At 64.8% G+C, this 20,141-nt stretch carries 23 protein-coding genes, 1 tRNA gene and 2 pseudogenes; 14 read left to right on the forward strand and 12 right to left on the reverse strand.

Features of this window, described 5'->3' with window-relative positions:
• The first annotated feature begins 235 nt into the window (after nucleotides 1-235).
• Nucleotides 236-514 (forward strand): hypothetical protein, encoded by a 279-nt coding sequence (locus AB0L63_RS04090; protein ID WP_364494324.1) that lies wholly within the window; start codon nucleotides 236-238, stop codon nucleotides 512-514.
• Here the strand turns inward: AB0L63_RS04090 and AB0L63_RS04095 are convergent.
• From AB0L63_RS04095 to AB0L63_RS04105, 3 genes and pseudogenes are all read right to left on the reverse strand, one after another.
• A pseudogene (locus tag AB0L63_RS04095) lies at nucleotides 485-1,489 on the reverse strand (RNA polymerase sigma factor); the annotation flags it as partial. The gene AB0L63_RS04090 and the pseudogene AB0L63_RS04095 overlap by 30 nt on opposite strands.
• Nucleotides 1,490-1,884: 395 nt before the next feature.
• Entirely contained in the window at nucleotides 1,885-2,157 is a 273-nt protein-coding gene (locus AB0L63_RS04100; RefSeq protein WP_364494326.1) for a hypothetical protein, read from the reverse strand.
• Entirely contained in the window at nucleotides 2,141-2,815 is a 675-nt protein-coding gene (locus AB0L63_RS04105; protein WP_364494328.1) for a tyrosine-type recombinase/integrase, read from the reverse strand. The genes AB0L63_RS04100 and AB0L63_RS04105 overlap by 17 nt, the downstream gene beginning before the upstream one ends.
• A 478-nt stretch (nucleotides 2,816-3,293) precedes the next feature.
• Here AB0L63_RS04105 and AB0L63_RS04110 point away from each other — a divergent pair.
• A pseudogene (locus AB0L63_RS04110) lies at nucleotides 3,294-4,289 on the forward strand (IS30 family transposase); the annotation flags it as partial.
• 70 nt (nucleotides 4,290-4,359) lie between these two features.
• Here the strand turns inward: AB0L63_RS04110 and AB0L63_RS04115 are convergent.
• A complete protein-coding gene (locus tag AB0L63_RS04115; protein ID WP_327099590.1) occupies nucleotides 4,360-4,563 on the reverse strand; it encodes a cold-shock protein in 204 nt (67 codons plus the stop codon).
• 1,034 nt (nucleotides 4,564-5,597) lie between these two features.
• Between AB0L63_RS04115 and AB0L63_RS04120 the strand changes: the two genes are divergently transcribed.
• The 3 genes from AB0L63_RS04120 (at nucleotide 5,598) to AB0L63_RS04130 (ending at nucleotide 7,266) form a co-directional block, all read left to right on the forward strand.
• A complete protein-coding gene (locus AB0L63_RS04120; protein WP_364494331.1) occupies nucleotides 5,598-5,945 on the forward strand; it encodes an alpha/beta fold hydrolase in 348 nt (115 codons plus the stop codon).
• Nucleotides 5,946-6,092: 147 nt separating this feature from the next.
• Nucleotides 6,093-6,476 (forward strand): alpha/beta hydrolase, encoded by a 384-nt coding sequence (locus AB0L63_RS04125; RefSeq protein ID WP_364494334.1) that lies wholly within the window; start codon nucleotides 6,093-6,095, stop codon nucleotides 6,474-6,476.
• Nucleotides 6,477-6,606: 130 nt separating this feature from the next.
• Entirely contained in the window at nucleotides 6,607-7,266 is a 660-nt protein-coding gene (locus AB0L63_RS04130) for a DJ-1/PfpI family protein (RefSeq protein ID WP_364494337.1), read from the forward strand.
• A 107-nt stretch (nucleotides 7,267-7,373) separates the two neighbouring features.
• Here AB0L63_RS04130 and AB0L63_RS04135 read toward each other — a convergent pair.
• Nucleotides 7,374-7,458, reverse strand: a tRNA-Leu gene (locus tag AB0L63_RS04135).
• A gap of 55 nt (nucleotides 7,459-7,513) precedes the next feature.
• Nucleotides 7,514-7,834: a hypothetical protein gene (locus tag AB0L63_RS04140; protein ID WP_364494339.1), complete on the reverse strand. Its 321-nt coding sequence runs from the start codon at nucleotides 7,832-7,834 to the stop codon at nucleotides 7,514-7,516.
• Between the two features lie 379 nt (nucleotides 7,835-8,213).
• On the opposite strand from AB0L63_RS04140, the gene AB0L63_RS04145 reads away from it, so the two are divergent.
• From AB0L63_RS04145 to AB0L63_RS04155, 3 genes are all read left to right on the forward strand, one after another.
• Nucleotides 8,214-9,374 (forward strand): nucleotide disphospho-sugar-binding domain-containing protein, encoded by a 1,161-nt coding sequence (locus AB0L63_RS04145; RefSeq protein ID WP_364494342.1) that lies wholly within the window; start codon nucleotides 8,214-8,216, stop codon nucleotides 9,372-9,374.
• Between the two features lie 92 nt (nucleotides 9,375-9,466).
• Complete coding sequence (locus AB0L63_RS04150; protein ID WP_364494344.1) at nucleotides 9,467-9,661, forward strand: DUF3046 domain-containing protein; 195 nt, start codon at nucleotides 9,467-9,469, stop codon at nucleotides 9,659-9,661.
• The gene (locus AB0L63_RS04155) at nucleotides 9,658-10,869 is read left to right on the forward strand and encodes a phosphotransferase (RefSeq protein ID WP_364494347.1); all 1,212 of its coding nucleotides are present in this window, start codon (nucleotides 9,658-9,660) and stop codon (nucleotides 10,867-10,869) included. The genes AB0L63_RS04150 and AB0L63_RS04155 overlap by 4 nt, the downstream gene beginning before the upstream one ends.
• A 2-nt stretch (nucleotides 10,870-10,871) precedes the next feature.
• Here the strand turns inward: AB0L63_RS04155 and AB0L63_RS04160 are convergent, their stop codons facing one another.
• Entirely contained in the window at nucleotides 10,872-11,387 is a 516-nt protein-coding gene (locus AB0L63_RS04160) for a CGNR zinc finger domain-containing protein (protein ID WP_364494350.1), read from the reverse strand.
• 154 nt (nucleotides 11,388-11,541) lie between these two features.
• On the opposite strand from AB0L63_RS04160, the gene AB0L63_RS04165 reads away from it, so the two are divergent.
• From AB0L63_RS04165 to recX, 5 genes are all read left to right on the forward strand, one after another.
• The gene (locus tag AB0L63_RS04165) at nucleotides 11,542-12,003 is read left to right on the forward strand and encodes a VOC family protein (protein ID WP_364494353.1); all 462 of its coding nucleotides are present in this window, start codon (nucleotides 11,542-11,544) and stop codon (nucleotides 12,001-12,003) included.
• Between the two features lie 36 nt (nucleotides 12,004-12,039).
• Nucleotides 12,040-12,927, forward strand: a complete 888-nt coding sequence (locus tag AB0L63_RS04170; protein WP_364494356.1) for a pyridoxamine 5'-phosphate oxidase family protein — start codon at nucleotides 12,040-12,042, stop codon at nucleotides 12,925-12,927.
• A 26-nt stretch (nucleotides 12,928-12,953) separates the two neighbouring features.
• Nucleotides 12,954-13,403, forward strand: coding sequence for a nuclear transport factor 2 family protein (locus tag AB0L63_RS04175; protein WP_364494358.1), 450 nt, complete (start codon nucleotides 12,954-12,956; stop codon nucleotides 13,401-13,403).
• Between the two features lie 446 nt (nucleotides 13,404-13,849).
• Entirely contained in the window at nucleotides 13,850-14,896 is a 1,047-nt protein-coding gene (recA, locus tag AB0L63_RS04180; RefSeq protein WP_364494361.1) for a recombinase RecA, read from the forward strand.
• Nucleotides 14,897-15,314: 418 nt separating this feature from the next.
• Nucleotides 15,315-15,905 (forward strand): recombination regulator RecX, encoded by a 591-nt coding sequence (gene recX / locus AB0L63_RS04185; RefSeq protein WP_364494364.1) that lies wholly within the window; start codon nucleotides 15,315-15,317, stop codon nucleotides 15,903-15,905.
• Nucleotides 15,906-16,068: 163 nt separating this feature from the next.
• Here the strand turns inward: recX and AB0L63_RS04190 are convergent, their stop codons facing one another.
• The gene (locus AB0L63_RS04190; protein ID WP_364494367.1) at nucleotides 16,069-16,233 is read right to left on the reverse strand and encodes a hypothetical protein; all 165 of its coding nucleotides are present in this window, start codon (nucleotides 16,231-16,233) and stop codon (nucleotides 16,069-16,071) included.
• Nucleotides 16,234-16,262: 29 nt separating this feature from the next.
• On the opposite strand from AB0L63_RS04190, the gene AB0L63_RS04195 reads away from it, so the two are divergent.
• The gene (locus tag AB0L63_RS04195; protein WP_364494370.1) at nucleotides 16,263-16,757 is read left to right on the forward strand and encodes a LysR substrate-binding domain-containing protein; all 495 of its coding nucleotides are present in this window, start codon (nucleotides 16,263-16,265) and stop codon (nucleotides 16,755-16,757) included.
• Here the strand turns inward: AB0L63_RS04195 and AB0L63_RS04200 are convergent.
• The 4 genes from AB0L63_RS04200 to gluA form a co-directional block, all read right to left on the reverse strand.
• Nucleotides 16,741-17,640, reverse strand: coding sequence for an amino acid ABC transporter permease (locus tag AB0L63_RS04200; RefSeq protein ID WP_364494373.1), 900 nt, complete (start codon nucleotides 17,638-17,640; stop codon nucleotides 16,741-16,743). The genes AB0L63_RS04195 and AB0L63_RS04200 overlap by 17 nt on opposite strands.
• Nucleotides 17,637-18,311 carry an amino acid ABC transporter permease gene (locus AB0L63_RS04205; RefSeq protein ID WP_364494376.1) on the reverse strand — a complete coding sequence of 225 codons (675 nt, stop codon included), beginning with the start codon at nucleotides 18,309-18,311 and terminating at the stop codon, nucleotides 17,637-17,639. Before AB0L63_RS04205 ends, AB0L63_RS04200 begins: the two co-directional genes overlap by 4 nt.
• Nucleotides 18,312-18,432: 121 nt before the next feature.
• Nucleotides 18,433-19,266, reverse strand: a complete 834-nt coding sequence (locus tag AB0L63_RS04210; protein ID WP_364494379.1) for a glutamate ABC transporter substrate-binding protein — start codon at nucleotides 19,264-19,266, stop codon at nucleotides 18,433-18,435.
• Between the two features lie 65 nt (nucleotides 19,267-19,331).
• Nucleotides 19,332-20,060, reverse strand: a complete 729-nt coding sequence (gene gluA, locus AB0L63_RS04215) for a glutamate ABC transporter ATP-binding protein GluA (protein WP_364495602.1) — start codon at nucleotides 20,058-20,060, stop codon at nucleotides 19,332-19,334.
• Nucleotides 20,061-20,141 lie beyond the last annotated feature (81 nt).

Below are 20,141 nucleotides of genomic sequence, written 5' to 3' on the forward strand. Positions count from 1 at the left end.
TCGGAAGCCTTGCCGGCCAACCGGTCTGGATGGCTGATCAACGCGCGATATGCGACATGTACGCTCACTATCGCTAGCTATATCCAGCAGTGTTGTTCCCGCCGCGAGTTGGCTATCCTGCCAGCGCTTGTGGGGGTACTCCGACTCGCCCTCCTGGAGATGGAAGCGCCACCATGACGCTGCTCGACAAGGCTCGCTGTTCGATCTCCACGCCGTCATCCCGGGAAGACGGAAAATGAGCGCCTCCTCGGGGACCGACGGTCACTGGTCGACACAGTTGAGTGGGTCGCGGCCAGTAGCCTCCGACGATCTCACTGACGACGACGTCGGTGTCACGGTCTTTCCGACCCTCGGTGATGATCTCGTACGAAAACTGCTGGAGGTGCGCCAGCGCCTCGACCGACTACGCGGTGTTCTCGATGACGCTGGACAACTGCGGCAGGGCCCGCTGCTGACCTGCAACCGTCCGCAGGACCATTGCCCTCTATTCGAGGTAATCCCGAAGCAACTGTGAGCGCGATGGGTGACGTAGCTTCGACATCGTCTTCGACTCGATCTGCCGGATCCGCTCACGGGTGACGCCGTAGACCTTCCCAATGTCGTCGAGCGTTCGAGGCCGCCCATCACCCAGGCCGTAACGCAGGCGCATGACGCCGGCTTCGCGCTCGCTGAGCGTGTCGAGTACCGACCGCAACTGCACCTGCAGCAGGGTGAACGCTACCTTCTCGACGGCTACGACAGCCTCGGAGTCCTCGATGAAATCGCCGAACTGGGTCGTGCCCTCGTCACCGAGCGTCTGGTCCAACGAGATCGGTTCCCGTGCGATTTGCCGAACCTCGAGAATCTTCGCGGGTGTAATACCTAATTCTGCGGCAAGCTCTTGCGCTGTTGCCTCGCGGCCCAGCTGCTGAAGCAGTTCGCGCTCTACACGCCCGAGCTTGTTGATGATCTCCACCATGTGCACGGGGATTCGTATGGTGCGGGCCTGGTCGGCCATGGCGCGAGAAATCGCCTGGCGAATCCACCATGTGGCATAGGTCGAGAACTTGAATCCTCTACTGTAGTCGAACTTTTCGACCGCCCGCACCAGACCCAGATTGCCCTCCTGGATCAGGTCGAGGAAGGCCATGCCCCGCCCGGTGTACCGTTTGGCGATCGACACCACCAGCCGCAGGTTTGCCTCGAGCAGATGATCTTTGGCCGCGATGCCGTCCTGTACGATCCAAGTCAGGTCTCGGTGACGTGCGATCGTGAGACCCGAGGGGCCCTCGCATTCGGCCTGCAGTTTCTGCACCGCATATAGACCGACTTCGATCCGGACCGCGAGATCGACCTCCTCGGCCGCGGAGAGTAGGGGAACTCGCCCGATCTGCTTTAGATACGCGCGTGTCGAGTCCCCACCGGCGGTGAACTCGGCTTCCTTGCGCGCCCGACGCAGCGCCGGAGACTCGTCCTCATCCCAGATGTCGTCCGCGGCGTCATCTTGCTCCGCCAAGGTGCCAGTGGCATCTTGGTCATTTGTTTCGCCTGCGGTCGTTGCCACATTCGCCTCTCCGAGTGATTCGGGCGGCATCGCGATTCGAGAAACAGGACCGCAGAGAGGCCTTGAGCGGCTCGGCAATCACCGGGACCAATGACCAGCGTACTGGTCAACAGACGAAGTGAGGCGACTACCGGCCCCAGCCCATACCTGCCACTACGCTTCGGGGCGATCTGCCATGTGATCAGTACGGAGGACCGCCGTGCGGTGGGCGGTAGGGAGGGCAACCTCCCACCGTTGCACTTCGCGTAGTGCGGGGTGGTCTTCCTCGGTCCAGGTCCGGTCGAACCCCGGGTTGTCCATGCCACCGACGAAGGCGACACCGCCTATCGCGTGCTCTGAGATCAAAATAGGATCAGCGCGGCGCACAGTCCGGCGATAGCAATGAACTGCAGGGTGACCCGGTACTTCAGAATGCTGTCCCACTTGTCCTGCAGCGCACGGGCATTGACCGGAATGATGCCGCTCTGCGCAGCGGCGGTCTGCTGGGAATTGATCGGCTTGGCGATGCGGACGTAGAAGGCGAGCCAGGTCAGCAGCGCCCCCACCGTGATCCCCGCCGCGACAGCGGCGCCGCTGAACGGAGTCGGTGACGCCGTTTCACGACTCCCGGACATCAAAACAAGCTGCCGCACAGTCGAACTCTTCCACCCACGAAATCATCCTGTCATGCCGCGACCCGCGCGTTGAACAGGCGCAAACGTTGGCTAGCAGTCGATCTCGCGATCGCCCGCTTCTGCCGAATGGCGCGCCATCGGTCAGACGATGTGGTCGATCTGCGGCCGGGCATACAGCGGCGTGGCTCGAGGAGGTGGTCGTCCACGCCGACGACCACTGCAGATGCTGCGCGAACCGTCGAGCGAAGCCGCTACCGAAGTTGCCCACTTCTACGCCAGCCGCGACTTCACGGTTCCGAGCCGGAGCATGATCGAGGGGCTCCGTCTCGAAGCGACCGACGGCCCCTTCGCCATCGGAACAGGCCCTGTGGTCAGCGGAACGACGATCGCCTTGACCATGGCAATGGCCGGCCGCACTGCCTATCTCGATGATCTGACCGGGCCTGGCGTACCCACCTTGCGCAGGCTGCAGGCGCCATGAACTGTGCGGCACCACCCGCTCGAGCCGGTTCTTCGTTGTTTGCGCCCGCACCCGCAGCGTCCGATGAGCCGGATCAACGTCATCAGTGCGCATCGAACACAGCTTTTCCTGCCGCAGCGCCGCATCGTAGGCCAGCGCGAGCTTCACCCGGTTGCGGATCGGCTCCTCGGCAGCCACGGCCAGCAGCTCCAGCCACTGAGTCTCGGTGGGGATCCACGGCAACTCAGCCTCAATACCATTCAGATCAAATAGCCCCCAAGGAACCGTTGCGCTCGAGCCGATTCTGTACGGCTGGAATCAAGCCATTTCTCCGATGGACGGTCAGCGGCGGCGGCCTGGTTCATTGCCCCGGAACACGCAACAGCCCCGCACCCTGACTTGAGTTCTAGGAGTCGTCGCAACACTCCAGTTCAGGAGAGGTTGCGATGGACTTCAGGATTCGGACGGGCCGTAGTACGGGGCCGGGTAAGAAGTTGCGGGCTGAGAGGGCGGAGTATCTGCGTCTTGTGGAACTCGGCTATAGCAACAAGGCGGCATCGAAGGTGGTCGGCGTCAACGAGCGCACCGGCGCGAGTGGCGCAACGGCCGTGATGATCCGAAACGCAGGAGGCTGCCCGCTCGTGTCGAGCGGGCAGCCTCCACTGCGTCGAAGTCGCGGTATCTGAGCGAGGACGAACGCATCCACATCGCCGACCGGCGGCGGGAGAAAGCCGGTATCCGCACGATCGCGGCCGAGTTGGGACGTGATCCGTCCACGATCAGCCGCGAGATCCGCCGTAACGGCACGGTGAGCCCGACCGGGCAGCTGGCCTACCGACCGCACGCTGCTCAGACACGCGCTGAGGCACGCCGACCCCGCCCGAAGGTTCGAAAAGACCGCCCGATACCCCGAGCTGGCCGAGTTCATTCAGCAGCGGTTGACCAAACGGTGGAGCCCGGAACAGATCTGCCAGGCTGTTTCGTGAACACTTCCCCGACCGGCCGGAGCTGCACGTGGTCCATGAGACCACCTACCAGGCCCTCTACGTCCAGGGCCGCGGCGAACTACGCCGCGAACTGGCGCGGTCGCTGCGCAGCGGCCCGCGCCCGCCGCAAACCACGCTGTCGGGCTTCCTGCCGCCAGCTGCGGTTCACCCACCCGATGGTCATGATCAGCGACCGGCCCGCCGAGGTGGAGGACCGGGCCGTGCCCGGGCACTGGGAAGGCGATCTGATCATCGGCAGGGACAGCGCCTCGGCGATCGGCACCCTCGTTGAACGCAGCACCCGCTACGTCATGCTGGTCCATCTACCCGACGGCCGCGACGCGGAGAATGCGCGAGATGCCTTGCAACACACCGTGTCTCGGCTACCTCGACACCTGATGAGGTCGTTGACCTGGGACCAGGGCAGTGAACTGGCCGAACACCACCAGTTCAGTATCGCCACCGACATCCCTGTCTACTTCTGTGATCCGGCCAGTCCCTGGCAATGCGGCTCCAACGAAAACACCTACGGCCTGCTCCGGCAGTACTTCCCGAAGGGCACCGACTTGTCCGTGCACACCCGCGAACACCTCGACGCCGTCGCCGCCGAACTCAACGGCCGACCACGCAAAACGCTCGGCTGGGATACCCCAGCCGAGCGTCTGGCCAAGCTAACGGCCGCTTAACTCGACCACCAGTGTTGCGACGACCTCTCGAATCCGCCTGAGGGGGCGGGGCTGTACCGAGCTGCGTCGATCAGATAGCGCGGACGTCCTGGGCCTGCGGGCCCTTCTGTCCTTGTCCGACCTCGAACTCCACGCGCTGTCCTTCTTCGAGGGACTTGAATCCCGAGCCGGATACGGCGGAGTAGTGCACGAAGACGTCAGGGCCGCCACCGTCCTGCGCGATAAAACCGAAGCCCTTTTCGGCGTTGAACCACTTCACACTGCCTTGAGTCATTGCTTAATTCATTCTTTTCTGTAGATGAGCCAAGCGGATCACGTCGATAAGCCTGATCTCACCGGATAACCATCCCATGGATACACGGCAGAAACGCAAAATGTGAGCCAACCGACCCTCAGCGCCCGGTACGGACACTGACTGCCGTGTCCTGTCGGGTGACTGATCTGACGCCACTGCCGATCCGAGCGCACAGACCGCCAGTGGTCGAGCCCCCATCCGCGTGAGTGATATCGCGGCCGAAGTCTACGGATCGCGGGCGACCATGATCGGGGGGATCGCCGCGGACCAGGGGCGCTGGAAAGTTTTCGGGCATGGCTCGGTTCGCAGGGCTACCACGCCCTTTCGATGGTGCTGCTCGGGAATCCCAGTGGGACAGAGGCGATCTCGGAGTCGGCGCAGGCGGTGGCCGACAAGGCTGCCGACATCCGGCAGCAGACCGGCGCTCGGCGGGTGGATCTCGTCGGTCACTCAATGGGTGGTCTTGCGCAACGTGACTAAGTGAAGTTCCTCGGCGGACTCGATTCGGTCGGAAGCTATATCGATGACGGCACCCCGGAACAAGGCGATGATCTCTCGTCGGTGTGCGCTGGGGTGTCACCGGGCTGTCGGGATATGGTCCCGGGCTCTCCGTTTCTGACCCGGCTCAACGCGGATCCGGCGGTGTCGCCGGGCCTGACCGCCTGTCACCTCTTCTCCGAAAGCGCAGGGGCAGAGAAAAATCCGCTGCCCGGTGCAACCAATGCCAGCATCCAGTCGTTCTGCCCCGGCCGTACCGAACATCTGGCCACTGAACCTCGCCTTGTCGGGCGTACCTCGGGGCGGTGCGGACCGAGTTCACGAAAGCGGAAAGGCACAGTCGAAACCGCGGTGAGCGACTGACGTCTCGCGGTGACACTCGTCAGGATCTGACGAAATCGGCTGTCCGACTGACCCTTCCGGCCTTCAGTATCGGGCCGCGCCGATTTTCCGACGTTCAATTCCAGCAGGTCGCAGTCGCGGCCACCAGATGATTCCGCTGGAAGGAAACGACAATGACCGAGTATGTGACGCTCGAACACGGACAGCTCGCCTGCGATGTGGTCGGCGACGGACCGCTCGTGGTGCTGTCGCACGGCATGGGCACCGTGCGGCACGACTTCCGCCACCTCGTCGGCCCCCTGGCCGACGCGGGCTACCGGGTGGTCAACGTAGACATGCGCGGGCACGGCGAATCGAGCCTCGACTGGCCGTCGGTGACCGGAAAAGCCGCCATCAGCCGCACCGATGTAGCGGAGGACCTGCTGGGCGTAATCCGGCACTTCTGCGGCCCGGCGGTGATCGTCGGGCACTCGCTGTCGGGCGGGTCGCGATCGCCGCGGCGCAGGCCCCGGAGCTGGTGACCGCGATCGTCGAGATCGGCCCATTCACCCTCACTCAAAGCCTGAATGTCGCAGCCTTGTTCACCAACCGTCGCTACCGCCGTGGAGGGGTGCGGCTGGCGCTCACCACGATCATGAAATCGCTCGCCTGGTGGCGGCGGTATCTGGATGTGGCCTATCCGACCAGGGCCCGCCGACTACGACCGATACCTCGCCGGCCTCGAGAACATCCTGCGGCAGCCTGAGCGCTGGGCGGAATTCATGAAAGCCGGACAGACCACCCCTGCGGACGCGCACGCCCGATTGGCGGACGTCCGCTGCCCGGCGCTGGTGATCATGGGTTCGGCGGACCCGGATTTCGCCGATCCCGAGGCAGAGGCGAACGCGATCGTGGCCGCCATGCCGGACAGTTCGGGCAGGGTGGTGATGGTCGACAACGGTGGACACTATCCGCACGCCCAGTTCTCAGATCATGTTGCCGCAGTGATCATCCCATTCCTCGATCAGCACGTGGTGCGCGGCAAGGACACGGAGGGCGGGCGCGTCGGCTGATGTGGCTGCCGGGGCGAGTCTCCCGATCGCCATTGCGCGCGGCGATATTGCGGCGATGTGGGAGCCCGATTGCCGTCACGATCACACACTGACCGTGGCGGCCACCTCTTCCGACTGCGATGATGACGCAATGCCCGCGCCGCGCACCATCGTTTTCGTCGCCTACGAGGGCATGCAGTTGGTCGAATTGGCCGGGCCGATGGATGTTTTCGGGTTCGTCAACGCGATCACCGAGACGACGCTGTACCGGCTCGTGACGGCCTCGCCGCAGGGCCGGTCGATCAAGACCGACGGCGGTCTGACCGTCGCGGTCGAACACTCGCTGCATGACCTGGCCGCCTCCGCTGACGAGATCGACACCCTGATGGTCGTCGGCGGCTGGGTCTCCGGCCCGGTGTCCGCGGAGGTGGTCCGCGAATTACCGGCCCTGGCCCGCAAATCCCGCCGAGTGACCTCGGTGTGCTCCGGCGCGCTGCTGCTCGCCGCCGCCGGCCTGCTACGGCTACCGAGCCACCACCCACTGGGGTACAACCGAGCGACTGGCCCGCACCTACCCTCGCGTCGTCGTCGAGCCCGACCGCATCTACGTCCACGATCGCAACCGCTGGACCTCCGCGGGCGTCGCGGCCGGGATCGACCTGGCCCTGGCCCTGGTCGAGGACGATCACGGCCGCGAAATGGCCCAGCAGATCGCCCGCGCCTTCGTCGTCTTCACCCGCTGCTCCGGCGGCCAAATCCATCGGGTCGACCTGTCGGCTTCTCAGGATTCTCTCAGCTGAACCCGAATTGAACCCCCACAGGGCCTCTACCTGCGGTTCTGCACTGATGCGGCTCGCCACTATCATCAACCCTTCCTACATAACCGCAGGTAGAGCGGGTGACGTGCCGTATTGGTTGTGTCCGGAGGGGGACTTGAACCCCCACGCCCGATAAAGGGCACTAGCACCTCAAGCTAGCGCGTCTGCCATTCCGCCACCCGGACCGGTGTGCTCAGCAAGGGTAACGGATGGGTGGGGAAGTGTTGAAATCGGTTGGGGTCAGTGGGTGTCCGCGACTCGTTCGATCACTGGGCGCCAGGACTCGACGGAGGCGACGCGCAGACCGACCACCTTGGCCGGGTCGTCGGCCCGGCGGAGGGTGAGGGCGGCGGTGAAGTCGGGATCGGTTCGAAATTCGGCGATTTCGGCTCGGTCATGGGGCCGCCCTGGGCGAGCAGGGGGCGCCGGCTGGCGGGGGAGAGAGGGTGGGCGGTCTCGGGTGGCGGCCAAGTAGCGCTTGGCCACAACGTGCAGTTCGACAAGTCGGGCGGACGCGGTCGCCGAGTAGCGCTCGGATCGCGTCCGCGCCGTGCTTGCCATGGCCCGTAGCCGGGGACGAGTTTGTGGCCGATATCGTGCAGGCGTCCGGGGGTGCAGTTCCTCGTCGTCACGGTGAGATCGGCGCAGCAGTTCCGTGCATGGCAGGTCCTGGTCCAGTATGTCGATGGGTCGTCGCTGCGGTCGGGCCTATCCCAGATGTCGGCGCACTCGGTCAGCAGGTCCGGGAATTCGTCGACGGTGGTGACGGCACCTCGACCCCAATCTGTCGATCGTCGGGGAATGGTCTAGGCCAGCATGCCGTCGATCGGCGCTCGGTGCGTTGCACCTGGGTGGCATTTCGATGAACGCACCCGGGGGCGGATCGGGAACCCGAACCGCGTCGCACCGAATTCCGATATCGATGTGGCAGGCTGGCCGCATGCGTGTTGCCGTTGTTGCCGGGCCGGATCCCGGCCATGCGTTCCCGGCGCTGGCGCTGTGTGAACGGTTCCTGGCCGCCGGTGACGATCCGGTGCTGTTCACCGGACCGCGTTGGTTCGACGCCGCCAAGGAGGCGGGCATCGCGGTGCGCAGGCTCAAGGGGCTCGCGCCGCGTACGGTCGACGACGACGATGACGCCGGTCAGCGCATCCATGAGCGTGCGGCGCATATTTCGACCGAAATCCTGCCCGATCTGAGCGCGATGCTGCCCGAGCTCGTGGTGTCGGATGTGCTGACCGCGGGCGGTGGCATGGCTGCCGAGCGACTCCGGGTGCCGTGGGTCGAGCTATCGCCGCATCCGCTATATCTGCCGTCGAAAGCGTTGCCGCCCATCGGAAGTGGCCTCGCGCCCGGGGAGGGGGTGCGCGGACGACTGCGTGACGGCATGTTGCGCACCATGACCGCACGCGCCATTCGCAACGGTGTGCGTCAACGGGAGCGGGCCCGCGAAAGTGTCGGACTGCCCGCGGCCGATCCGGGCCCGGCGGCCCGCCTGATCGCCACCTTGCCCGCGCTCGAGGTGCCGCGCCCCGATTGGCCCGAGCACACCCACATCATCGGCCCGTTGCTGTGGGAGCCGACTCCGAAGATCCTCGAACCACCCCTCGGTGCCGAGCCGCTGGTCATGGTGGCACCGTCGACCGCGCACACCGGTGTCACGGGCATGGTCGAAACCGTGCTGGCCGCACTGGACGGTGGGGGCGTCCGGGTGGCCATTTCCATGCTCGACACACCGCCCACCGATCTGCCGCCGTGGGCGACCGCCGGACTCGGTCGCCAAGACGAACTGCTCACCCACGCCTCGGTCGTAGTGGGCGGCGGCGGCCACGGCCTGCTCGCGAAATCGCTGCTCGCGGGTGTTCCGATCGTCACGGTTCCCGGCGGCGGCGACCAATGGGAATTGGCCAATCGCGCTGCCCGCCAAGGCAGTTCTATCCTGGTCCGCCCGCTGACCGCCGATGCGGTGCGCACCGCGGTCCTCGATCTACTCAACACGCCCGACTACACGGCCGCAGCGCAACGAGCGGCCGCGGGTATCGCGGAAGTCGCCGACCCGATCCGCATCTGCCACGACGTGCTCAGCGTTCGGACCCACTAGCGCAAGGTTCGACCGGATTTCACCGGATACACGCTGACGCCAATCGAACGGCTCGAGTGAGGTACCGCAGCGGCGCGAGTATCTTGACTACGGTGCGGTTGACCGAGTTCCAGGAGCTGTTGCACACCGAGTTCGGTGTGGCCCGCGGCGATGCGCTGCTCAAGGACCACACCATCCCGGCATTGGGTGGGCGGACGGGTGCCGCCGCCATCGAGGCGGGCACCGACCCGCGTGACGTGTGGCGCGCGCTGTGCGCGGATTTCGACGTACCGAGATCACGCTGGTGAGCAGGTACCGCTTCGACGAGCGGCTGCGCATGATCGCGACCGATCATGCGCAGCTGGCCGCCCGCGTTGCGGCCGCACGGCCCGTCGACTTCGCTGAATTCCGCAAGATCGGCATCGAGTTGATGCTGCTCGGCCGCTACGCTGAGGCCCTCGATCACCTCGATCGCGCACTCGAACTCGCGGATAGTGACTATCGCCGGATGTCTGTCTGGATCAATCTCGGTGATGTCTACCGCTATTGGGGTGATGTCTACCGCTATTGGGGTGACACCGTCACCGCCGAAACGCTGTATCGCCGAGCCGTGGACCGAGCTGGCGATTCCGAGGTGCTGTCCTTCGCGCTACAGCATCTGGGCAAGGCCCTCGCCGAGCAGGGCCGGTTGCCCGAGGCCAAGGCACGGCTCACCGAGGCGCTGAAATTGCGTGTCGTCGAGGGGGATGCCGAGCTGATCGAATCCACGCGCACCACCCTCGACCTCCTGGACGACCTGCCGGCGACCTTGCCGCCGAAGGTCGCCGCGGTGCTGGGTGACGACCCCATATGGTCGGCGGAGCACGAGGGGATGAGTGGCGGTGTCGCGCATGTCGATGGTGCGTACTGGGTCAAGCGAGGGCCGCGGGCCACTGCTGAATATGAGCGGCTTAATTGGTTGCGGGACAAGGGGATTCAGCTCCCGGACACCGCTGTGTTCGAAGCGGATATCCTCGTTCTGGTCGACGCGGGTCTGCCGAGTCTGGCTGCCGAACCGACGGAATCGGTGGGTGCGGTCATGGGTGCGCTGCTGCGGCGTCTGCACGACATTCCCGTTACCGAATGCCCGTTCGACGGCACGCTGGACGTCATGCTGGCCCAGGCGCGGCGGCGCGTGCTCGAGGGTTTGGTCGACGCCGACGACTTCGACGACGACAATCGAGGGCTGACGCCGGAACAGATCTACCAACGACTGCTCGTCGAACGTCCGTCGGACGAGGATCTTGTTGTCGCGCATGGCGATTTCACCCCGTCCAATGTGCTGGACGGCGGTCTGCTGATCGACCTGGGCGGTCTGGGTATCGCGGATCGATACCGCGATCTGGCCTTGGTCGAGCGCGATCTGCGCGCGGACTTCGAAGCCGACGAACTGCGCGCGTTCTACACCGCCTATGGGCTCGTCGAGCCGGACCGGCGGCGCCTGGCCTACTACCGATTGCTCGACGAACTCTTCTGAGCTCAGACCTTTTTCGCGTAGTGGCGTGCGGCTTTGGTGCGATTGCCGCAGGTCGCCATCGAATGCCACCGTCGGGTGCCGTTTTTCGAGGTGTCGTAGAAGAACAGCACGCAGTCCGGATGGGCGCACTGACGGATCCGGTCCGGTGCCTCGGCCAGTAGCTGGAGCAGGCTGTCGGCGGCGAGCCAGCCAGGGAGCCAGGTGGTTTCGGGTACGTCGACGAGATCGGCGGGGCCGGTGTCGGTCAGGGTGCGTCGGATCCGGCCGTGGTCGAGCACGTCGTTGAGCGCGGTGTGCGAGGCATGTTTTACCACGTCGTAGATGGCGGTGCGGGTGGCGAGTACTGCCTGCAGGGTCGGCTCGTCCGCATTCGCGCGATCGTCGATTCCGGCCGTGGTCAACCAGATGTCGAGACCTGTGACATCGGTGAGCAGATCCTGCGGTCCATCCTGGATCCACCGGGTATTCAGCAGGTCGAGTGCCAGCGGTTCACCGAGGTGGGGGCGTGGATCGGGCATACCTGAGGGTAACGATCTCCCTTTCGTCGCCAAGGCAACCACCACCGTTCTAACCAGTCATTCTCATTTTAGAGGTTGACTCGCGTATCGTTTCTCGTTATGTTCTAACTGTTAAAGCGCTATATAGCGGTTAAGCAATCCGAGGAGGATCACTATGACGACAGCCATCGCGCCCCAGTTCGCTACCGGACACATCGGCCTGAACGTCTCCGATCTGGACCGATCGGTGGACTTCTATCGCCGCGCATTCGGTTTCGAGCAGCTCGCGGCCAGTGCCGACGACGACCGGCGCTGGGCCTTCCTCGGCGCGAACGGCAAACTCGTGCTGACCCTCTGGCAGCAGTCCGATGGCGTGTTCTCCGCCGAAACCCCTGGCCTGCATCATCTTTCGTTCCAGGTCGACACCATCGAACAGGTGCGCTCGATCGAGGCGCTGCTGCGCGAACTCTCGGTGAGTTTTGCCCACGATGGTGTGGTCGCGCACGGCGAGGGCGTCGCCTCGGGTGGCATCTTCTTCACCGATCCCGACGGTATCCGCCTCGAGGTATACGCCCCCACGGGCGCGGAATCCGCTCCCGCGCCCAGCGGTGTCGCCCCGACGTGTGGATTCTTCTGAGCCCGATTCCTGTTGAACGTCGCGGGAGGATCGGAGATGACGCACTTTCATTCGGGCGAGGTCGCCGTGCAGCAGCGAATGGGTCAGGCGCATATCGCCGATCGGGTGGGACGAATGATTCGCGCCGATATCCCGGATATCGCGGCGGGTTTCCTGGCGGAGCAGCCGATGGTTGTGATCGCGGCTGCGGATCGTGCTGGGCGGATGTGGGCAGGTGCGTTGGTCGGGTCGCCTGGATTCGTGCACGTCATCGATGCCGAGACGATCGCGGTCGACGCATTTGCGGCCGTCGGAGATCCGCTGCACGAAGCGCTGACCCGTCCGGCTCGGATCGGCATGATCGCGCTGCAGCCACAGCGGCGTAGGCGAATGCGCGTCAATGGATTCGCGGTGCCGACGGAGTCGGGGCTGCGGATTACCGTCGAACAGGTGTATTCGAACTGTCCGAAGTACATCTCGCGCAGGCAGCTCGAATCGTACCGGTCCGATGTCGACCTACCGCCGCCCCGTCATGACACGGAACTCGATGCGCGCCAGCGTGTGCTGATCGCGGCGGCGGACACCTTCTTCGTCGCCACCGCGGGTGCCGATGGCAGTGCCGATGCCTCCCATCGTGGCGGGAATCCCGGCTTCCTCCGGGTGCTTTCGTCTACTCGGCTGAGATGGCCCGACTACCAGGGCAATTCGATGTTCATGACGCTCGGGAACATCGCGGTGAATCCACGCTGCGGCATCCTGATCCCAGACTGGACCACCGGCGGAGTTCTACAACTCACCGGAACCGCCGAACTGTCCTGGGCGCCCGAAACCTTCACCGCCGGGGCCCAGTGTTCGATCGACTTCACCATTGCGGAAGTGATCGAAGTCCACGGCGCGGGCCCGCTCCGCTGGGGCCCCGCCGAACTCTCCCCGGCCAACCCCTGACCTTCGATACCCGAAAGGGAATTGCCATGCGACCTCCGCTGCCGCCGTTCGACCTGGAATCCGCCAAAGCAAAGGTGCGCGCCGCCGAGGATGCCTGGAACACCAGAGATCCCGAGCGCGTCGCCGCCGCATACACCGAGGATTCGGTGTGGCGCAATCGCGATGAGTTCTGCACCGGCCGCGCCGCCATCGTCGAATTCCTCACCCGCAAGTGGTCCATCGAAAACGGTTACGCACTGCGCAAGGACCTCTGGGCGTTCGAAGGCAACCGCATCGCGGTTCGCTTCCAGTACGAATGGCACGACGAATCCGGCCAGTGGTGGCGCAGTTACGGCAACGAACAGTGGGAGTTCACCCCGGAAGGCCTGATGTCGCGGCGCGAGGCCAGCATCAACGACGTCCGCATCGATGAATCCGACCGCCGTATCTCCGGCCCGCGGGCCGAAGGTGACGAATCCGTTCTGCCGCAGCAGTAATCGGCAGGTGCCGGGCATCCGGTCGCCAGGCCGGGCGCTCCGTGTATGGGGTGCCCGGTTGGTGCTTGGGGTGCCTGGCCGGATCGCGGGTTGCCGGGGCTGATGACGGTCGCGACAGTCGATGCTCAGGCGACGACGGTCTCCCGCTGGACGGGGCGGGATGGGATCACGGATGTGGAGGTGGCGGCCGCGTTGCGCGGTGTACAAGCAGGCGCAGACAGTGCTGGACAGTGATCGGATCTCGCTGGTGCGGTGAGATTCGGTGCCGCGATCGGCGGTAGCGTGGCGGTTGCCGTGTTCGGAAAGTTTGCGGCGCGTGTTGTCGGGCGCGTCGCTTGACTCGAACATCTGTTCGGCTAGGCTGGTCGCCAGAACTTGTCGGTGCCGCCCTCTAATGTGGGCGCCAACCACGAACGAGACTTACCCGTCGAAAAGGGGATCAGGATATGGCACCACAGGCGTACGACCGTGACAAGGCGCTCGAGCTGGCGCTGGCTCAGGTCGAGAAGAGCTTCGGCAAGGGCGCGGTCATGCGTCTCGGTGAGGAGGCGCGCCAGCCCATTTCGGTGATCCCGACCGGATCCATCGCTCTGGACGTGGCGCTCGGCATCGGCGGTCTGCCGCGCGGCCGCATCGTCGAGGTCTACGGTCCGGAGTCCTCGGGTAAGACGACCGTCGCACTGCATGCGGTGGCCAATGCCCAGGCCGCGGGCGGTGTCGCCGCCTTCATCGACGCCGAGCACGCGCTCGATCCCGATTACGCCCGCAAGCTGGGAGTCGACACCGACGCGCTGCTCGTCTCCCAGCCCGATACCGGTGAGCAGGCGCTGGAGATCGCCGACATGCTGGTGCGTTCGGGCGCGATCGACATCATCGTCATCGACTCGGTGGCCGCGCTGGTACCGCGCGCCGAAATCGAGGGCGAGATGGGTGACAGCCATGTCGGTCTGCAGGCGCGCCTGATGAGCCAGGCGCTGCGCAAGATGACCGGCGCGCTGAACAGCTCCGGCACCACCGCCATCTTCATCAACCAGCTGCGCGAGAAGATCGGCGTGATGTTCGGTTCGCCCGAGACCACGACCGGTGGTAAGGCGCTGAAGTTCTACGCCTCGGTGCGTCTGGATGTGCGCCGCATCGAAACGCTCAAGGACGGCAGCGATGCGGTCGGCAACCGCACCCGCGTGAAGGTCGTGAAGAACAAGGTTTCGCCGCCGTTCAAGCAGGCCGAATTCGATATCCTCTACGGCCAGGGCATTTCCAAGGAGGGCTCGCTCATCGATATGGGCGTCGAGCATGGCTTTATCCGCAAGTCCGGCTCCTGGTACACCTACGAGGGCGATCAGCTCGGCCAAGGCAAGGAGAACGCCCGCAAGTTCCTGCTGGAGAACACCGACGTCCGCGACGAGATCGAGAAGAAGATCAAGGAGAAGCTCGGCATCGGCGCCGACGTTACCGCGGATGGCGCGGCCACTGAGGTTCCCGCTGACTTCTGATCCGATGACCTCTCGGCGCCCAGCCCCCACCTGGCCTGCACCCGATACAACGCGGCCCGACCCGGTCACCGACGCCCGCCGCCGCCTGAACGAACTACTCTCCGCCTCAGGCCGCCCACCCGTCCCAACCTCCACCGGATCCGGCTCAGGCGAGCAAGAGCCGGACCGGGGCCGGTGGTCTGAGAGGGATACGGAGGACTCGGGTTTTCGGGTCAGGGGGCGGGGGGATAGGCGAGTCCGGTTGGCCGAAGGTGGTTTGGCCGATTCGGACATCATGGGAACTCGGTCGAGCGCGCCCGATCCGCAGCGGGCGCGTTCGACTGGGTCCCGGCGCGGTCGCGTGCGCCGGAAGGAATTCCGGCGCAACGACTCCCACTCGGCTGACTTCCAGAGTTCCGAAGGCCGATGGGCGGATCCGGTGGCGGCCGGATCCGAGGAGGGTGCGCAGCAGACAGGTGCCGTCGGTTCCCGCGCAGACGGGGACCATTCGCGGTCCCATGCCGAGCGCACTCCCCAAGGCGGGACGGTCGAGCAGGCGAAGGAGGTGTGTCTTCGCCTGCTCGCCGTCCGCGCCCGCAGCCGTGCCGAACTAGCGCAGCGTCTCACGGCCAAGGGCTTTACGCCCGACATCACCGAACGGGCCCTCGACCGCTTCACCGAGGTCGGCCTGATCGACGACGCCGCCTTCGCCGAACAATGGGTCCACTCCCGCCACACCTTCTCCGGCAAGGGCAAACAGGCTCTTGCCCAAGAACTCCGCCGCAAGGGCGTATCCCAATCCGACGCCGCCTCCGCCCTCGACGCCATCACTGCCGATGACGAGGAACAGCGCGCGGCCGAACTGGTTCGCCGAAAACTGCGCACCGTGCCCACCAACCTGGACCGCGACAAAATTATCCGCCGTCTCGTAGCCATGCTCGCCCGCCGCGGTTACAACCAATCCACCGCCTTCACCGTAGTGAAAGCTGAACTCGCACAGGCACAGTCCGACGCACCGGACTCCGACTGAGCCGCAGTCGCGCGCCCGCTCCGTTCGCGGCGGTCGTTACTCTGGCGAATTGTCCTGGAGATGGTTGCCGCGAGGTGCGCACTCCGTGCAGCTGGACCGCAGTGTGCCCCTGTACCGGTTTCGCCTCGGTGCTCTGCCGATGAGCGGTCCGCTGCGGCGACAGTCAGCAGTCGAGGGGGGCGAGGACTTCTTCGCACCACTGGCGGAAGGTGGTCGGAGTCGTGGCTTGGGGAGTGCGGGGTTCGGCATTGTCGAGACCGTTCTCCTTTGCTTCCAGCATGTCGTACATGCCCTGAGCCATGGCCTCGGACATGTCGGATTCGAGCATGGCGGCTTTGTAGGCTGCGCCGGAGACTGTTGGAACAGGTCCCGGCCCTGCATCAGGGCCGCGCGGATGTCGCCCTCCTGGCCAGCCCGTTCGACGACCGTGGCCTGGACGTCGAACCGCTGCTCACCGAACCCCGCTTGGTCGCGCTGGCCGCATCCGATCCGCTCGCCACCCGGATAGACCTGAGCCTGGCCGACCTGGCCGGTCGAACGCTCCCCGACGGAGCGCCCGCCGACCGCGACGGCCTCGCCTCGCCTCCCGAAACCCCGCGTCGGGGTCTGGATCTGGCGCAGATCTTCAACCTGATCGAAGTAGGCGACAACATCTGGTTCCCGCCCGCCTCGATCGCCCGTCGCCACCCCCGCCCTGGCATCGCCTATCGGCCCGTCACCGACCTGAAACCAACCACCCTCGCGGTAGCCTGGCCGCAAAACTGCCACTCACCCGCAGTGGCGGCCTTCGTCTGCGCGGCCACTTCCATAGCGGCAGTCACCTACCCAGCTGGACTCATGGCTTCTGGGTGATATCCATCCCGGGAGTCGCATCGGTCAGAATCGAGTCGGCAGCCACGACGGCCGCGCCCCTGGCCCGCTTGCGCGAGCGCAACCGCTGCTCCAGCTTATTGGCCACGATCGTCAACGTGCTGTTCAGCAGAATCATCACGACGGCGACGACCATCAGTGCGGGCACCGTATTGCGCTCGGCCGCACCGAGTTGCGACCCCTGACGCACGATCTCGAGGTAGGTGATCTGATAACCGAGCGCCGAATCCTTCAGCGCCACAACCATTTGCGAAATCAATGCGGGCAGCATGGCGGTAATCGCCTGCGGCAGCAGGATCAACCGCATCAGCTGCCCCTTGCGCAGGCCCAATGCGACGGCGGCCTCGGTCTGTCCCTTCGGCAGCGATTTGATGCCCGCGCGCACGATTTCGGCGATGACCGAACCGTTGTAGACGGTCAGTGCGATCACTACGGCCCACAGCGCGAGCTGGTCGACCTTGAACACCTTGTAATCGGAGAAGACGTAGAACAGGAAGATCATCAGGATCAGCACCGGAATGGACCGGGCCACCTCAACGATCGCGCCCGCCACCCAGCGCACGACCCGGTGCTCGGACAGGCGCAGGATGCCGAAGACCATGCCGATCACCAGTGCGAACACGATGGACAGCAGCGCCGCGACCAGGGTGCCGCGCAGACCGGGCAGCAGATAGGTCTTCCAGACGTCCGCCTCGATGAATGGCTTCCACTTCTCGGCGGTGAACTGCCCCTTATCGGCGAAACCACGGTAGAACACCCAGCCGAGTGCCAGCACCGCGACAATCGCTATGACGGAATAGATTTGGTTTCGAATGCGCGCGCGGGGTCCGGGCGCATCGAACAGAACCGAAGCTCCAGCACTCACCGAGTCACCTCGAATCGCTTGGCCAGCCAGCCGAACAGCAGGCCGGTCGGCAGGGTCAGGATTACGAAGCCGAGTGCGAAGATGAAGCCGATGGTGATCAGCGCGGCCTCGTTCTCGTTCATCTTGGCCATCAGGGTCGCGGCCTCGGCGACACCGATCGCCGAGGCGATCGTGGAGTTCTTGGTGAGCGCGATCAGGACACTGCCCAGCGGGGCGATGACCGAGCGGAATGCCTGCGGCAGCACCACGATTCGCAGATTCTGTGTGAAGGTGAGGCCCAGTGAACGGCCCGCCTCGGACTGGCCCATGGGCACGGTGTTGATGCCCGAGCGCAATGACTCGCATACGAATGCCGCGGTGTAGATGCTGAGTCCGAGTACTGCGTAGCGGAAGTTGTTCTGCGCCAGCGAGTTCGGTCCCTCCGGTGCGAGCTTCCAGCCCATGGTGGAGTAGAGGCCCAGTGAGCAGAACACGATGATCAGCGTCAGTGGGGTATTGCGGAAGATAGTGACGTAGGCGGCGCCGAGAAAGCGGCCGACCGGCACGGGCGAGACGCGCAGCGCAGCGACGAATGTGCCTAGGATCAGGGCGAGGACCGCCGACGATGCGGTCAGTTTGATGGTCACCCAGAAGGCGCCGAGGACGTCATACCTCGAGATCAGGTCGAACACGGTAGACGCGTCCCTCCGATCGGATTGTGCGGCGGCCGGAGATCGTCCTGCCGCGCGCGGTGTACAGGTTGCTCGTAGCGAAGCGATCGGGTGGCCCGTGCGGGCCACCCGATCACGAATCTCAGTACCGGTTCACCGTCGGCGGTGTCGGCGCCTGGTAGCCGGAGACGCCGACCGTGGAGTCGAACGCCTTCTTCCACGACCCGTCGGCGATCATTGCCTCGATCGCGTCATTGACCTTTCCGCGCAGCTCTTTATCGCCCTTCTTCAGGCCGATGCCGTAGTTCTCCGTGGTGAACGGCTTGCCGACGACCTTGAACGTGCCCGTGCTCTGCGCCGCGTAACCGGCCAGGATGATGTCGTCGGTGGTCACCGCGTCGTACGAACCAGCCTGCAGACCCTCGAGACACAGCGAGTAGGTGTCGTTGGTCTGCAGCTGCGTAGCGGGGAAGTTCTTCTCGATGTTCTGGGCCGGGGTGGAGCCCTTCACCGAGCAGACCTTCTTACCCTTCAGATCGTCGGGGCTATTAATGCTGTTGTTGTCGGCCTTCACCAAAAGCGACTGGCCCGCAACGTAATACGGCCCGGCGAAGTCGACCTTCTGCTTACGCGCGTCATTGATCGAGTAGGTCGCGACGATGTAGTCGACCTGACCATTCTCGATCAGCGTCTCGCGCTGACCGGACGGGGACTCCTTGAACGTGATGTTCTCCGGCTGCACACCGAGTTTGCCCGCGACATACTTGGCGACTTCGACGTCGAAGCCGCTGAACGAGCCGTCCTTATTGCGCAGGCCGAGACCCGGCTGGTCGAATTTGATGCCGACGGTGAGCTTTCCGCCCTTGGCGTTGTCCAATGCGGACTTATCGCTACCACCGCCACACGCGGCGGTTGTTGCGGCCAGCGCCAGGGCTAACGCCCCGATGCCGAGTCGGAGCGTACGGTTGATCCTCATCGATTTCCTTCTCTTTCTGGTGATTTCGGTGCCCGTGGTCTTTACGGATGCGGTGATTCCTCGGTTCAGTGGCTCAGAATCTTGCCGAGGAAATCCTTGGCACGGTCAGACTTCGGCGCGGTGAAGAACACCTCGGGTGTGGCGTCCTCGACGATCAGCCCGTCGGCCATGAACAGCACCCGGTTACCTGCCTTGCGCGCGAAGCCCATCTCGTGGGTGACGACCAGCATCGTCATCCCCTCCTTGGCCAGCGACACCATGACGTCGAGCACCTCATTGACCATCTCCGGGTCCAGCGCCGAGGTCGGCTCGTCGAACAGCATCACTTTCGGGCTCATCGCCAACGCGCGGGCGATCGCCACGCGCTGCTGCTGGCCGCCGGACAGCTGTGCCGGATACTTATCAGCCTGATTGGCGATCCCGACGCGTTCGAGCAGCTCCATCGCGCGCTTGCGGGCATCCTCCTTTTTCGCCTTGCGAACCTTCAGCGGGGCGAGCATCACGTTCTCGACGATCGTCTTATGCGCGAAGAGGTTGAAAGATTGGAACACCATGCCGACATCGGCGCGCAATGCGGCAAGCGCGCGGCCCTCCGCGGGCAGCGGTACGCCGTCGATGGCGATATCGCCGGAATCGATCGGCTCCAGTCGGTTGATGGTGCGGCACAGCGTCGACTTCCCGGACCCCGAGGGGCCCAGAACGATGACGACCTGCCCCTTGGGGACTTCGAGATTGATATCGCGCAGCACATGCAGGTCACCGAAGTGCTTTTCCACATTGCTCATCGAAATCATCGGTGCGTTCATAGCGGTACTGCCCTCATCAGAACTAGCTGCCCCGGTTTTGGCCAACCCGATTGTGTCGGGTGCGGTGGC

The sequence above is a fragment of the Nocardia sp. NPDC051990 genome, from assembly GCF_040680755.1.
In the GTDB taxonomy this organism is placed as follows: domain Bacteria; phylum Actinomycetota; class Actinomycetes; order Mycobacteriales; family Mycobacteriaceae; genus Nocardia.

Excerpts from the sequence above, each read along its gene's own strand:
- AB0L63_RS04160 (WP_364494350.1), bottom strand. The coding sequence starts at position 11,387 with ATGCCCGATCCACGCCCCCACCTCGGTGAACCGCTGGCACTCGACCTG.
- AB0L63_RS04145 (WP_364494342.1), top strand. The coding sequence starts at position 8,214 with ATGCGTGTTGCCGTTGTTGCCGGGCCGGATCCCGGCCATGCGTTCCCG.
- AB0L63_RS04190 (WP_364494367.1), bottom strand. The coding sequence starts at position 16,233 with ATGCTCGAATCCGACATGTCCGAGGCCATGGCTCAGGGCATGTACGAC.
- AB0L63_RS04120 (WP_364494331.1), top strand. The coding sequence starts at position 5,598 with ATGACCGAGTATGTGACGCTCGAACACGGACAGCTCGCCTGCGATGTG.
- AB0L63_RS04125 (WP_364494334.1), top strand. The coding sequence starts at position 6,093 with ATGTGGCCTATCCGACCAGGGCCCGCCGACTACGACCGATACCTCGCC.
- AB0L63_RS04115 (WP_327099590.1), bottom strand. The coding sequence starts at position 4,563 with ATGACTCAAGGCAGTGTGAAGTGGTTCAACGCCGAAAAGGGCTTCGGT.
- AB0L63_RS04140 (WP_364494339.1), bottom strand. The coding sequence starts at position 7,834 with ATGGCAAGCACGGCGCGGACGCGATCCGAGCGCTACTCGGCGACCGCG.
- AB0L63_RS04175 (WP_364494358.1), top strand. The coding sequence starts at position 12,954 with ATGCGACCTCCGCTGCCGCCGTTCGACCTGGAATCCGCCAAAGCAAAG.
- AB0L63_RS04165 (WP_364494353.1), top strand. The coding sequence starts at position 11,542 with ATGACGACAGCCATCGCGCCCCAGTTCGCTACCGGACACATCGGCCTG.
- AB0L63_RS04210 (WP_364494379.1), bottom strand. The coding sequence starts at position 19,266 with ATGAGGATCAACCGTACGCTCCGACTCGGCATCGGGGCGTTAGCCCTG.
- AB0L63_RS04100 (WP_364494326.1), bottom strand. The coding sequence starts at position 2,157 with ATGTCCGGGAGTCGTGAAACGGCGTCACCGACTCCGTTCAGCGGCGCC.
- AB0L63_RS04090 (WP_364494324.1), top strand. The coding sequence starts at position 236 with ATGAGCGCCTCCTCGGGGACCGACGGTCACTGGTCGACACAGTTGAGT.
- AB0L63_RS04130 (WP_364494337.1), top strand. The coding sequence starts at position 6,607 with ATGCCCGCGCCGCGCACCATCGTTTTCGTCGCCTACGAGGGCATGCAG.
- recA (WP_364494361.1), top strand. The coding sequence starts at position 13,850 with ATGGCACCACAGGCGTACGACCGTGACAAGGCGCTCGAGCTGGCGCTG.
- gluA (WP_364495602.1), bottom strand. The coding sequence starts at position 20,060 with ATGATTTCGATGAGCAATGTGGAAAAGCACTTCGGTGACCTGCATGTG.
- AB0L63_RS04170 (WP_364494356.1), top strand. The coding sequence starts at position 12,040 with ATGACGCACTTTCATTCGGGCGAGGTCGCCGTGCAGCAGCGAATGGGT.